Origin of the sequence: Halioglobus sp. Uisw_031 (assembly GCF_047729875.1) — a bacterium.
GTDB lineage: Bacteria > Pseudomonadota > Gammaproteobacteria > Pseudomonadales > Halieaceae > Marimicrobium.
This window is the reverse complement of sequence record NZ_CP159826.1, coordinates 3,256,538-3,269,431: the sequence shown is the minus strand read 5'-3', so window position 1 is coordinate 3,269,431 and position 12,894 is coordinate 3,256,538. Positions and strand designations below refer to the sequence as shown.

14 protein-coding genes are annotated in these 12,894 nt (G+C 54.7%); 5 read left to right on the top strand and 9 right to left on the bottom strand.

The features are described 5' to 3' along the window. Positions 1-64: 64 nt before the first annotated feature. The 4 genes from rpoD to rpsU form a co-directional block, all read right to left on the bottom strand. Entirely contained in the window at positions 65-1,882 is a 1,818-nt protein-coding gene (gene rpoD / locus ABXT62_RS14800) for an RNA polymerase sigma factor RpoD (protein WP_415356047.1), read from the bottom strand. A gap of 228 nt (positions 1,883-2,110) precedes the next feature. Continuing rightward, positions 2,111-4,015 carry a DNA primase gene (gene dnaG / locus ABXT62_RS14795; protein ID WP_415356046.1) on the bottom strand — a complete coding sequence of 635 codons (1,905 nt, stop codon included), beginning with the start codon at positions 4,013-4,015 and terminating at the stop codon, positions 2,111-2,113. Positions 4,016-4,107: 92 nt separating this feature from the next. Continuing rightward, entirely contained in the window at positions 4,108-4,563 is a 456-nt protein-coding gene (locus ABXT62_RS14790; RefSeq protein ID WP_415356045.1) for a GatB/YqeY domain-containing protein, read from the bottom strand. A 12-nt stretch (positions 4,564-4,575) separates the two neighbouring features. Next, positions 4,576-4,791: a 30S ribosomal protein S21 gene (gene rpsU, locus ABXT62_RS14785; RefSeq protein WP_415356044.1), complete on the bottom strand. Its 216-nt coding sequence runs from the start codon at positions 4,789-4,791 to the stop codon at positions 4,576-4,578. A gap of 194 nt (positions 4,792-4,985) precedes the next feature. Here rpsU and tsaD point away from each other — a divergent pair, with 194 nt between their 5' ends. From tsaD to folK, 3 genes are read left to right on the top strand one after another with little or no spacing between them, the layout of a single operon-like run. Beyond that, complete coding sequence (gene tsaD / locus ABXT62_RS14780) at positions 4,986-6,029, top strand: tRNA (adenosine(37)-N6)-threonylcarbamoyltransferase complex transferase subunit TsaD (RefSeq protein ID WP_415356043.1); 1,044 nt, start codon at positions 4,986-4,988, stop codon at positions 6,027-6,029. Then, entirely contained in the window at positions 6,030-6,386 is a 357-nt protein-coding gene (folB, locus tag ABXT62_RS14775; RefSeq protein ID WP_415356042.1) for a dihydroneopterin aldolase, read from the top strand. It begins immediately after the preceding gene. 2 nt (positions 6,387-6,388) lie between these two features. Beyond that, positions 6,389-6,904, top strand: coding sequence for a 2-amino-4-hydroxy-6-hydroxymethyldihydropteridine diphosphokinase (gene folK, locus ABXT62_RS14770; protein WP_415356041.1), 516 nt, complete (start codon positions 6,389-6,391; stop codon positions 6,902-6,904). Positions 6,905-6,921: 17 nt separating this feature from the next. Here folK and ABXT62_RS14765 read toward each other — a convergent pair whose 3' ends face one another. Genes ABXT62_RS14765 through rsmA form a run of 4 tightly spaced genes read right to left on the bottom strand, consistent with a single transcriptional unit; the run spans position 6,922 to position 10,268 of the window. Next, positions 6,922-8,142, bottom strand: coding sequence for a multifunctional CCA addition/repair protein (locus tag ABXT62_RS14765; protein ID WP_415356040.1), 1,221 nt, complete (start codon positions 8,140-8,142; stop codon positions 6,922-6,924). Positions 8,143-8,173: 31 nt separating this feature from the next. Beyond that, the gene (locus tag ABXT62_RS14760) at positions 8,174-9,034 is read right to left on the bottom strand and encodes a symmetrical bis(5'-nucleosyl)-tetraphosphatase (RefSeq protein ID WP_415356039.1); all 861 of its coding nucleotides are present in this window, start codon (positions 9,032-9,034) and stop codon (positions 8,174-8,176) included. Positions 9,035-9,043: 9 nt separating this feature from the next. Continuing rightward, on the bottom strand, positions 9,044-9,457 hold the full coding sequence (gene apaG / locus ABXT62_RS14755) for a Co2+/Mg2+ efflux protein ApaG (protein WP_415356038.1): 414 nt from the start codon (positions 9,455-9,457) through the stop codon (positions 9,044-9,046). Continuing rightward, positions 9,450-10,268, bottom strand: coding sequence for a 16S rRNA (adenine(1518)-N(6)/adenine(1519)-N(6))-dimethyltransferase RsmA (gene rsmA, locus ABXT62_RS14750; RefSeq protein WP_415358226.1), 819 nt, complete (start codon positions 10,266-10,268; stop codon positions 9,450-9,452). The genes apaG and rsmA overlap by 8 nt, the downstream gene beginning before the upstream one ends. 114 nt (positions 10,269-10,382) lie before the next feature. On the opposite strand from rsmA, the gene ABXT62_RS14745 reads away from it, so the two are divergent. Both ABXT62_RS14745 and ABXT62_RS14740 read left to right on the top strand, forming a co-directional pair. Beyond that, entirely contained in the window at positions 10,383-11,156 is a 774-nt protein-coding gene (locus tag ABXT62_RS14745; RefSeq protein WP_415356037.1) for an ABC transporter permease, read from the top strand. After that, a complete protein-coding gene (locus ABXT62_RS14740) occupies positions 11,153-11,890 on the top strand; it encodes an ABC transporter ATP-binding protein (protein ID WP_415356036.1) in 738 nt (245 codons plus the stop codon). Before ABXT62_RS14745 ends, ABXT62_RS14740 begins: the two co-directional genes overlap by 4 nt. On the opposite strand, the gene pdxA is transcribed toward ABXT62_RS14740, so the two are convergent. After that, the gene (gene pdxA, locus ABXT62_RS14735) at positions 11,887-12,888 is read right to left on the bottom strand and encodes a 4-hydroxythreonine-4-phosphate dehydrogenase PdxA (RefSeq protein WP_415356035.1); all 1,002 of its coding nucleotides are present in this window, start codon (positions 12,886-12,888) and stop codon (positions 11,887-11,889) included. The two genes, ABXT62_RS14740 and pdxA, sit on opposite strands and share 4 nt — an antisense overlap. Between the last annotated feature and the right edge of the window lie 6 nt (positions 12,889-12,894).

Here is a 12,894-nt window from a genome sequence, read left to right as displayed (position 1 = left end):
CAGCTAACTCCCTGCCTTCTGGGGCGGTTCCGCGCAAACTGGCCCCGCTTGACGTGCTGCCGGATTAGTTTTCGTCCAGGAAGCTACGCAGATAGTCTGAGCGGGTTGGGTGGCGTAGTTTACGTAGTGCTTTGGCCTCGATTTGGCGAATACGTTCTCGAGTAACATCGAACTGCTTGCCCACTTCCTCGAGGGTGTGGTCTGTGTTCATGTCGATACCGAAGCGCATACGCAGTACCTTGGCTTCCCTGGCGGTGAGACCCGCCAATACATCCTTGGTGGCTTCTTGCAACCCTTGGCCGGTGGCCGAGTCCACGGGGGAGTGGATAGTGTGGTCCTCGATGAAATCGCCCAGATGAGAATCTTCATCGTCCCCAATGGGGGTTTCCATGGAGATTGGCTCTTTAGCGATTTTCAACACTTTTCGTACTTTGTCTTCTGGCATTTCCATGCGCTCACCCAACTCTTCGGGGGTGGGTTCGCGGCCCATCTCCTGCAACATCTGTCGGGAGATACGGTTGAGCTTGTTAATGGTTTCAATCATGTGGACAGGGATACGAATGGTGCGGGCCTGGTCAGCGATGGATCGAGTGATGGCCTGGCGAATCCACCATGTGGCGTAGGTGGAGAACTTGTATCCGCGGCGGTATTCGAACTTGTCGACAGCCTTCATCAGGCCGATGTTACCTTCCTGTATGAGATCGAGGAATTGCAGGCCGCGGTTGGTATATTTTTTGGCGATGGAAATAACAAGGCGCAAGTTAGCCTCTACCATTTCCTTCTTGGCACGGCGTGCACGGGCTTCGCCCATAGACATGTTGCGGTTGATTTCCTTGATCTCGGTGACGGTCAGCCCGGTTCTATTCTCTAAAATTGCGATGCGGCGCTGGAGGCGTTGGATCTCATCTTTATTGGCTGCCAGCTTTGGGCCGTAATCTTTTTTGCGGCTGTAGCGAGAAACCCATTTGGCGTCTGTCTCGAAACCCTGGAATGACACGATAAAGTCTTTGCGCGGCATGGCGCAGACCTTGACCACTAAACGCATGATCTGACGCTCATGGTCGCGTATGGCTAGAAGAACAATTCGCGGGGACTCGGTTATTGGATCGGAAATTCGCGGCGTGAACTTGAAGAACTTGAACAACTCACCCAGTTTTTCCATTTCCTTGATGGAGGCCTTATCTAAACGCCCCTTATCGGCCAAGATTTTTTCAGTTTTATTATGTTGGCGCTTGAGGGCGCTAAAACGTTTTTTGGCTTCTACCGGATCTGGTCCGGTGTCTACTTCTTCGTCATCGTCACTATCTGACGGGGGGGCTGCGGCGGCAAGCTCGGCCACTTCTGCAGCAGAAGGGACATTCTCTGCCGGGTCCAGGTAACCGACCATGATATCGGAGAGCCGCTTTTCCTCTTTCGCCACCAGATCGTATTCATCTAAGACATGCTTTACTGATCCTGGAAACAGGGCTACGGCAGCCAGCATCTCACGGATACCTTCCTCAATGCGCTTGGCAATGACGATTTCACCTTCGCGAGTAAGCAACTCGACGGTCCCCATCTCGCGCATATACATGCGCACCGGGTCTGTGGTGCGTCCTACCTCGGTCTCTACCGCCGCCAATGCAGCAGCGGCTTCTGCCGAGGCGATATCGTCCGCCGCCGAATCTCCTTCGGTCATTATTAGGTCATCGGCATCCGGTGCGGATTCAAATACCTGAATCCCCATGTCATTAATCATCTGGATGATATCTTCCACCTGATCCGGGTCGGAGATATCCTGCGGCAGATGATCATTGACCTCGGCATAGGTTAGGTAGCCCTGCTCCTTACCCTTGGCGATGAGGTCTTTGAGGCGAGACTGCTGTTTTACGACGTCTGTCATTGATCGGAGACCCTAAAAAGTAGACAAAAAATTAGCCGAGCATTATAACCAGAAAATAGCAGCTTACCTATAGTAAAGTCAGGAAACTTGCCGATTGTGGCCTCTGCTTGGCCTACAATGAACTCAAAAGGCTCCCCGGCATAGAATTGGGGGCATTTCCGCGGTTTTCAACCGGGCCGAGCATCAATAAACAGAGGTTCTTGGCTGCTAGACGATAATAATTGCAGCTCACCCCTTGGGCTTATTGCGCAGCGCGTCCCGCTGCAGCTTCTCCTGCAGTAAGTCTTTAAGTCGCTGTTTTTCCAATTCACTCATTTCAGCGTAGTTGGTGAGCTTCAATTTGTCGACTTGCGCTGCCAATTTTGATTTGTGCGGCAGGTGTGCCAGCGCAGTCATGGTGTCCACGAATTGCTGCTCGATGGCGGTGGCCGGTATTAGCCGCTCCTGCCCGGCCAGCCGGCTTAGCAGTTTGCCCTCGTCAGTTCCATACCAGTGACCCAGTAGCATCGCGGTGCTGGACTCAGGCCGGCGGTGCAGTAACTGCAGTAATTCCCGTAGTAACTGCCCATCGTTTCCGCCCACCTCGTCTGTCCCGTCTTGTAGATCGGGGCTAACCAGTTGGGCGATATCCGGCTGGTGCAACACTAGGGCAATGGCGGCCTGCGCTAGGTTGGAGTAGCCCTTTGCTGGGGCCTGATGTGTGAAGCGCGCGGGTTGCGGGGGCTCGTGCTGCGCCTGATCTGGCCCAGGAGGCCCATCGTAATCGGCTGGCGGTTCATAGTCGGATTCGGGGCCATAATCTGGCAGCGCGTCTGTGGGTGCGGGCGATGGCGCCTCCAGCAGCATCAGGCTGCTTAGTTCTAGCCCGGTGCGCTGCGCCAGTGCCTGGAACATCAACTGGCGGTAGACCCCTTCCGGTAGCTGGCGGACATAGGGCAGGGCCAGTTTGCTCATGCGCGCACGGCCATCCAGGCTAGCAAGGTCAAGCCCCTGCGCTACAGCATCAAATAAGAATGTTTCCAGTGGCACCGCTTTGCCCAGCAGTGCTTCGAAATGCGCCTGACCACCACCGCGTACCGCATCATCGGGATCCTGCCCTTCGGGTAGGAACAAAAATTTGGCTTGACGACCGTCTTCCATGCACGGTAGTGCGGCCTCCAGTGCCCGAAAGGCCGCTTTGCGTCCGGCCTCATCACCGTCAAAGCAAAATACAACTTCCGGGCACAGGCGATAGACGCGGTCTAGATGCGTGTTGCTGGTAGCAGTGCCCAGTGTCGCCGTGGCATAGGAGATGCCGTGCTGCGCCAGGGCAATCACGTCCATATAGCCTTCCACCACCAGTATGCGATCCAGCTTGCGCGTATTTTGCCGCGCCTGATAGAGGCCATATAGCTCACGACCCTTATGAAAAATCTCCGTTTCCGGTGAGTTGAGATACTTGGGCTTGTCGTCTCCAAGCACACGCCCACCAAAGGCAATGACCCGGCCGCGCCGGTCGTGAATGGGAAATACCACCCGATCTCTGAAGCGATCGTAGACCCTGCCGCTTTCGTTTTTAACCAGCATGCCGGTCTTTATCAGCAATTCGCGCAATTCATCGCCGCCGCCCAAGCCGCTGTGCAAGCTATCCCAGCCGGGCGGAGCGAACCCTAGGCCGAATTGCTTGGCGATTTCACCCGAGAGTCCGCGCGCCTTGAGGTAGTCCACTGCCCGATGGGCCTGTGGATGGTTACGCAATTGTTGTTGGTAAAAAGTGGATACCCGCTCCATTAGGGCATAGAGCGGTTTATTACTCACTTCCTGCTGTGCGGCGTCGTGGCCGCCGCGGCTCGGTTCACGCGGAATAGTCATGCCGGCATTGCTGGCCAGATTTTCTACCGCTTGGGGAAATTCCAGGTTTTCATATTCCATGAGGAAGGTGAGGGCGTTGCCGCCGGCCCCGCAACCAAAGCAATAATAGAATTGTTTGTCGGGATTGACGCTGAAAGAAGGGCTTCTTTCCTCGTGGAACGGGCAGCGGGCCGAGTAATTCTTGCCCGACTTTTTGAGTTTGACACGCCGGTCTATCACCTCGACGATGTCGACGCGGTCCAGCAAGTCATCGAGGAAAGCTTGGGGTATCCGTCCAGCCATGTGGGGTGTCGAGCCAATAAAACAGCTAGCTATTGAACCACGCCAGCGGGAAAAAGTTTAGTGTGTTAACGCAGTGAATCACCCGATAGGGCTTAGGCCGTCAGGCGTTGCTTGACCATGCTACTGACCGCACCTATATCTGCCCGGCCCTGCAGCTGGGGTTTGAGCTGCCCCATTACCGCGCCCATGGCAGACATCCCCGTAGCGTCGCTTGCGGCAATTGCAGCATCAACCATAGCGCTGAGCTCTTCTGCGCCAAGCTGTGCGGGCAAAAACGCTTGAATAACCTTGATTTCGGCGTTTTCTTGATCGGCGAGTTCCTGACGACTTGCATTGGTGTACTGCTCGGCGGAATCGCGGCGTTGTTTGACCATTTTGTCTAATACGACGAGGGCGCGATCGTCATCGACCTCTATGCGCTCATCGACTTCTATGCGTTTGAATTCTGCTAGGATAAGGCGAATGGTGGAGAGACGGTTTTTGTCTTTTGCTCTCATGGCGACCTTCATGGCCGCCCTGATAGATTGCGCGAGAGTTTCTTCGCTCATTCTGAGGGGGTCTTAGTACAGACGGACGTGTTTGCGGTTTTCGCGAGAAAGCTTCTTTAGGTGGCGCTTAACAGCAGCAGCTCCGGCGCGCTTGCGCACGGTAGTGGGCTTCTCGTAATGTTCACGTTTGCGAACTTCAGCAAGGACACCGGCTTTTTCGCAGGAACGCTTGAAGCGACGCAGAGCCACGTCAAAAGGTTCGTTTTCTTTGATTTTGATATGGGGCATTAATTTCTGACCTCATTAGGGCTGTATTTGGGTGCCAGGCTCGTGAACGACCTCCAGCATCACTAAAGGGCGCGCATTCTATCCCGAACCTGGGTGTTTTGCAAAGCTTCTCAAAGTGGTAATTTGGGGCCATGCGCTGGTTTGGCGCACATTCAGCCCGTATTATGCGGCACTGCTTCGATAGAGTACTTGCTATGTTAATTTTGGGTCTTGAAACCTCGTGCGACGAGACGGGTGTCGCGCTTTACGACACCGAGCTTGGCCTGCTATCGCATGCTCTGTTTAGCCAAGTCGATATCCACGTGGAATACGGTGGTGTGGTGCCGGAACTGGCTTCCCGAGATCATGTGCGAAAGACTTTGCCATTGGTAGACCAGGTGCTGGAAGAGGCGGGTATTGTTGCCCAAGACATCGACGGTGTGGCCTATACGGCAGGCCCGGGACTGGCCGGCGCGCTGATGGTCGGCGCTACGCTGGCCCGATCACTGGCCTGGGGTTGGGGTGTGCCGGCGCTGGGTATTCATCACATGGAAGGTCATCTGCTGGCGCCCATGCTGGAGGCAGATGTCCCGCAGTTCCCCTTTGTGGCACTTTTAGTGTCCGGTGGTCATACCCAGCTGGTGCGTGTGGATGGCATTGGCCGCTATCGGCTGCTGGGTGAGTCTCTTGATGATGCGGCGGGCGAGGCATTCGACAAAGTAGCGAAAATGCTCGGGTTACCCTACCCCGGAGGACCCCATATTGCGCGTATGGCGCAAAATGGCAATGCTCAGCGTTTTGATTTCCCCCGTCCGATGGTGAATCGACCAGGGTTAGATTTCAGTTTCAGCGGCCTCAAAACCTATACCCTCAATACTATCGCCGACTGCCGCCTCAGCGCAGAGCTCAGCGAGCAGGACCGTTGTGATATAGCCTGTGCTTTTGAGGAGGCGGTGGTGGCTACGCTGGTGATTAAATGTCGTAGGGCCCTGCGTCAGGAGGCGCTTAAAACCCTAGTGATCGCTGGGGGAGTGAGCGCCAATACCCGCCTGAGGTCTGCACTTGAACAAGCCTTGGCGAAGGAGGGCGCTCGAGTCTTTTACCCGGCGCCCATGTTTTGCACTGACAATGGGGCGATGATTGCCTATGCGGGCGCGCAGCGCATGCAGGCCGGACTGGTGGACGATGCGAATACCCCCGTGCGCCCGCGTTGGCCTATGGAAGAACTGCCGCCCTTACCCGGCGTGGAGGTTGTCTGAGTGAATATTGTGTATATCAAGGGTCTCCAGGCGCAATCGGTCATCGGTGTTTATGCGTGGGAGCGGGAAATTCGCCAGACATTGGTGCTGGATCTGGAGATGGCCAGCGACACCGCGCGCGCCGCCGCCAGCGACCAGATTGCCGACGCACTGGATTACGCGGCTATTTCCAGTCAGGTGATTAGTTTGGTCGAGGGTAGTGAGTACCAGTTAATCGAATCATTGGCCGAAGAGGTGGCCCAAATGGTTTTGAAGGATTTTGGTGTGTCCTGGCTGCGGCTGCGGTTGAGTAAGCCGGGCGCAGTGGCTGCGGCTGAGGACGTGGGTGTTATTATCGAAGTTGGCGAGCGGCCCTGACAATGGCGCAGGTTTTTCTGGGGATGGGTAGCAATATAGAGCGTGAGCGCTGCATTACGGCTGGGCTGGATGCACTCTGTGGACTCTTTGATGAGTTAGCTCTGTCTTCAGTTTACGACAGTGACGCCGTTGGTTTTGAGGGGCAGCCTTTTTTAAATCTGGTGGCAGCGGTAAGCACTGAACTGTCGGTGGCAGAGCTGGCGGCAATACTACGCCACATTGAGGTGGAACATGGGCGCCCCGCTAATGCCACACGCTTCAGTGCCAGGCATCTCGATATCGACATCCTGACCTTCGACAATGAAGTGGGGATCTTGCAGGGTGTGCAACTACCGCGGGATGAAATTTTGGAGAATGCTTTTGTGCTTTGTCCATTGGCAGAGCTCTCTCCTGACACACTGCACCCGGTAACGAAACGCAGTTACCTGTCTCTGTGGCAGGCCTATGATCAATCCAGCCAAGCATTGTCAAAAGTGGATTTTAGGTGGCGTGGTCAGGTGATTTCCCGCGCAGAATAAACGCTCGCCCCTCAATCTTAGCTCGGGCGCAACTGCTCCAGCACCCTGATGCGTTCTGCGGCGATGGCATCTCCCATGGGCTTGCCGGTCAGCCCCGACTCTTTGAACTGTTTTGCGCTGACATCCTGGGCCGCCGCTAGCGCTTGGCGCAAGTAGTTCGCTTGGGGGTAGTCGCGGTCTTCCAGCCCAAGTCTGCCGCGAGCATCGGCTTCACACGCTAGCAAAAAGGCCTCGAATCGATCCGGGCGGCGCAGGGCATCAGTGGCATTGAGTAATGTCAGCACTGTTTTGCCGCGCAGTTCCAGCGCCCTGTGACAGAGGGTGTGGTATTGGCATGTTGTGCGCGCCAGTTCAGTGTGACGGCGCGGAGCTCGCAGCCGGTTGCAGACCTGCTCGACCAACTTACCACCGCGTTCCTCATGGGCGATATGTCGGGGCCACTCAGTCTGCGGTGTGGTGCCCTTGCCCAGATCGTGCAGGAGCACGGCAAAGCGGACATCGGTGTCGGCGGACAGTGCGACTGCCTGTTGTATTGCCATGAGAATGTGTAGGCCAGTATCAACCTCTGGGTGATGTTCTGCGGACTGGGGTACACCGAACAGGGCCTCCACTTCAGGAAGTAGTTTTTCCAGTGCACCACAGTCGCGCAGTACCTTGATAAACACCTCGGGATTGCGTTCTCCTAGCGCTTTTTCCAGTTCTACCCACACGCGTTCAGCGGGCAAGTGGGCGAGTTCACCCTGCTTGACGATGTCGGCCATCAGATTGATGGTCTCTGGCGCGACAGTAAATTGCAGATGTGCATAACGGGCGGCAAATCGAGCGGTACGCAGCACTCTTAGAGGATCCTCTGCATAGGCATCAGAGACATGGCGTAATACCCGATGTTTCAGATCGTCCTGACCGCCATACGGATCGATGATGTTGCCATCCGTGTGCATAGCCATAGCATTGATAGTGAGATCCCGGCGCAGTAGGTCTTCTTCGAGAGTGATTGATGGATCGCAATCTACGGCAAAGCCGGTATAGCCATGCCCCTGCTTACGCTCGGTGCGCGCCAGGGCGTACTCGTCTTTAGTTTGCGGGTGCAGGAAAACGGGAAAGTCTTTACCCACCTGCAGATAACCTTGCCGTAACAGCTCGTCGGGCTGCGCACCAACGACCACCCAGTCGCGCTCCACCACGGGGTAGTTCAACAGTGTATCGCGGACCGCGCCGCCAACTAAATAGATGTCCATTAATTGAGTGTACAGGGCCGACGATGCCGCGTCATGACTCTGCGGTAACGGGCTGATCCTGGCACATCCCGTCTTGGCACGCGCAGCATGTGACCTCGCCGCTTTCCAGATGGTAGAGCGACATAGTCCCGTTCCAGACACATCCTGTATCAAGCCCGATGGCGTTCGGGTTGTTGGTCTGTCCAGCAATGCTGGCCCAGTGGCCAAACAGGATGCGGTCTGTGGCGGTCTTGCGTTCACGGTGGTTGAACCAGGCGTCCACTTTCTGATTGTCCGAGTTGACGGTGTCGAATGCAGGGCTGGAGCCCTTACTCTGTAGATCGAGTCCGCCTGCGCTGGTGCAGTAGCGCATCCGTGTGAGGTAGTTAGTAATGACGCGTAGGCGTGTCGTGCCGGAAAGATCCTCCGTCCATACGGCCGGCTCGTTGCCGTACATCGCGCCTAAAAACTCTGCAGAGTGGACGCCACGCAGTGCCGCCTCAACCTCACTGGCGTAACCAATGGCCTGGGTTAGGGTCCACTGGGGCGGGATGCCAGCATGCACCAGAGTATGGTTATATTGGTGGTGTATCAACGGCTGTTGCGCTAGCCATTCGAGTAATTCCTGTCGGTCCGGCGCATTGAGAATCTCGTCGAAGGTATCTGAGCGGCTGGGTCGGCGCACGCCAGCCGCGATTGCCAGTAGATGCAGATCGTGATTGCCCAATACCACGATCAGGTTGTCTCGCATACGGTAGAGAAAGCGAAGGGACTCTAACGATTCAGGGCCGCGGTTGACGATGTCACCCACTGACCACAGCACATCCTTGTCGGGGTTGAAGTGCACATTTTCCAGCAGGCACGTGAGTGGCTGCAGACAACCCTGAATATCGCCTACAACATAGGTACTCATAATAACGCCCTAGTTTAGCGCGGTGGGAGTGTGCAGAGAAAAGGCCCCGACGGGCACCTCAAAGGTCGGCAAATCGGCGGGGTCTATCTCCATGGCTTCACGCACAACCATGAAATAGCTTCCTTCCATATACCCTATCGGTGTGGTTAACGTAGCACCGCTGGTGTAGCGAAAAGAAGCCTGCGGTTGTATGACGGGTTGTTCTCCCACTACGCCTTCACCCCGGACTTCCTGTGCGTCATCGTTGGCGTCGGTGATGATCCAGTGTCGCGACAATAATTGCACTGGCAGGGTTGCCCCATTATTGATGGTAATAGTATAGGCGAAGGTGTATTGATTCCGGTCTGGGCTGGAGTGACTGGGTAAATACACAGCGGCCACAGTGACCCTCACCAGAGACGGATTAAACTCAGTTCTAGACATGGATGGCGTTGGTAATCTCAATAAACTGGTTAAGTTCCAATGTTTCAGCACGGGCGCTGGGATCGACTCCCAGCGCTTCTAATTGCGTGCTATCTATAATCTCTTTCAGGTTGTTACGCAAGGTTTTACGGCGATGAGCAAAGGCGGCCTTCACCAGTTTTCGCAATAGAGGTTCGCTGCAATTGGGCCATGGCGAATGGGTCCAGGGGGTTAGCCTCACGATCGCGGACTGTACTTTGGGCTGCGGATTAAAAGCATGGGGAGGCACATCAAACAGATGCTCCACCTGGCACTGGTACTGTGCCATGATCCCCAAACGGCCCCAGTTCTTGCTCCCCGGGGATGCAGCAAGGCGTTCTACCACTTCCAGTTGGAGCATAAAGTGCATGTCCTGAATGATGGCACTATTGTCCAGCAACTTAAAAATAAGGGGTGTGGAGATGTTGTAAGGCAGGTTGCCTACCACGCGCAGTTGCTGACCCTGAACGCCTGGCTCTGCTGGTGTGCCGCTGATCAAGCTAGAAAAATCAAAGTTGAGTGCATCTGCGCTGTGTAACGTGAAGCCGGGCTTGAGGCTGAACGACGCTAATAATCCGGGTATTAGATCTCGATCCAACTCCACTACATCCAGGGTACAACCGCTGTCGATGAGAGATGCCGTAAGCGCGCCTTGTCCGGGACCTATTTCTACGAGATGCTCTCCAGGCTTTGGGTAAACCGATGCTGTTATACGATCGATGACGGAGGCGTCCTGCAGGAAGTTTTGTCCGAAGCGCTTTCGAGGGCGGTGTTGTTGAGGCTGGTGTTTCATGGTTGGCATTGTAACGTGTGTCTTGGGTATTTATACCGTAGGTTAGTTGATTCATTGCGGTTTTTGCTACAGTATCATTTCTTTTAGCGAGCTATCGTAGGCCAATACCACTTCATGCCAATATTACAATACATACGCCTGATCGATATCATGGCGCGAATGGGATTGCGGGCTGATGCTAGTCGATTTTTTCTCGGTTACGTCTGGTGGATTCTGGAGCCGCTTCTGTGGGTGGGCGTCCTCTATGTTGTTTTCGTTACCATAATGGGTACGCGCGAACCCGACTTTCTGATGTTTTTGGCGACGGGTAAATTGATGTTTGTGTGGTTTTCAAAATCTGTTGTACAGGCTTCAAACAGTATCGTCAGCGGCAAGGGTTTGGTTGGCAAAATCAATGTCCCCAAGACGCTATTTCCGATGGCTGTTGTGCAGGAGGGCATTTACAGGCAGGCAGCAGTGTTCGTCATGCTGAGCATTATTTTGCTCAGTAACGGCTATAGTATGACCGCGACTTGGTGGTATTTGGTGCCCCTGATGATCGTGAATTACGTGGTCATAGTAGCCTGTGCTTTTCTCGCTGCCTGTCTGGTCTGTTTGGCACGCGACTTTGCGCAGTTAATTTCCTTGGGAATGCTTTTTCTGCTGTTCACATCGGGTATTTTTTGGGACGTTCGCACGCTAGACCCCGAGAAAATGAAAATGGTTCTGGATGCGAATCCAATGGCTTTTTTGTTGGACGCCTACCGTCAAATAATGATGCACAACACGTCTCCGGATATGTTTCATCTGCTGACTATAGGTGCTGGTTTTGGTGCACTGCTGAGCGTGATGGTGTTGTTCATGCGTCATCGCAGCCAATATCTAGCGCTGCGAGCGCTTACCGCGTGAGTGAACATAAGCCTATTGTATTGGAGTTGAACGAGGTGTCCCTCAGCTATCATGCTGGAGGAAAGGCTTTCGATCACGGCAGGCATCACGTGTTGCAAGACGTCTCGATGAAGCTCTATGAGAAAGAAACCCTCGGTATAATTGGTAGAAACGGCGTTGGCAAAACCACACTGCTGCGAGTGATGGCAGGCATTTTGGCGCCTACCAAGGGCCGAGTGAGGATGGAGTCTGGAAAGTCTGCTTCATTGCTGACACTAGGTCTTGGCTTCAAACCCGATCTTTCTGGTCGGGACAATGCGCTTCTTGCAGCCATGTTGCAGGGCTCCACACAAAAACAGGCCATATCATTCCTGGATGACATTAAAGATTTTTCTGAGTTGGGTGATTCCTTTAATGAGCCGGTGAAAAATTATTCGGCGGGTATGCGCTCACGTCTTGCCTTTACCACAGCGTTGATGACCCATGTGGATGTGTTGTTGATTGATGAGATTCTAAGCGTAGGCGATGCCCATTTTCGAGGGAAGGCGCTGGCCGCTATGCAGGGCCGTATTACCGGCGACCAGACGGTCGTTTTTGTGTCTCATATGGCTGAACAGGTTGAGAAAATGTGTGATCGCGTAATTTGGCTGGAAAATGGCAAGATTGTGGCCGAGGGTGACGCAAAGGAGGTCACGAGTGCCTACACGGAAAGTGTTGCAGTGGCGAGCAAGCCTGCCATAGAGCATCAGGCTTAGTGATCTCCCGCTTGCCGGTTATTCTCACACAGTTGACAGGCAATGGTGATGGCCTGCTCTAGACTGTGCCAGTCCGCCCCGCCCGTTTCCGCCTGATCCAATGCCGTACCGTGATCTACCGATGTTCGAATAATCGGTAGGCCCAGCGTGATATTAATCGCACGGCCAAAACCTGAGTATTTCAGTACTGGCAGACCTTGATCGTGATACATGGCAAAAACGGCATCACAATTGGTTAGCACTTTTGGGTTGAAGGCCGTATCGGCGGGCAGGGGTCCAAGCAGATCCATGCCGCCCGCCCGCAAGTTCTCTAGTGCCGGAGCGAGTATTTCGACTTCTTCCCGCCCCATGTGGCCGTCTTCCCCGGCATGAGGGTTCAAACCCAGTACCGCAATGCGCGGTGCGTCTATGCCGAATTTATCGCGTAGATCGTGATATAAAATGTTCAAAGTCTGGTGCAGAAGTTCGGGCGTGATGGCGCCAGGTACGTCTCTTAGTGCCAGGTGAGTAGTGGCCAGTGCAACGCGCAGCTCCTTTGTTGCTAGCATCATGACGACCTTGTCGGTGCCCGTCTCCTGTGCCAGAAACTCCGTATGTCCTGTGAAGGGAATGCCGGCGTCGTTGATGACAGATTTCTGCACGGGTCCAGTTACCATCGCCTGATAGTGGCGGCTGACGCAGCCTTGTATCGCGTGTCGGAGGGTCTCTAAAACATAAGCCGCATTCGCTGTATTGAGTGTCCCAGCGATAGCGGGGACGGCTAGCGCAATGGGCTGAATCTTCAGCGTGCCTGGCTGCTGTGCCTGAGGCGGCAAGTCTGGCCTGTAAGTCTGTAGCTCAATGGGCAGCTTCAGTGCCTGTGCCCGTTGCTGCAGCATGTTTGGGTCGGCAATGACAACCAATTCCGCTGGCCAAGCGCACTGTGCAGCCATCAACACGATATCGGGCCCAATGCCTGCGGGCTCACCCGTAGTGATGGCAATCCTGGGAAGCGACATGTTGGA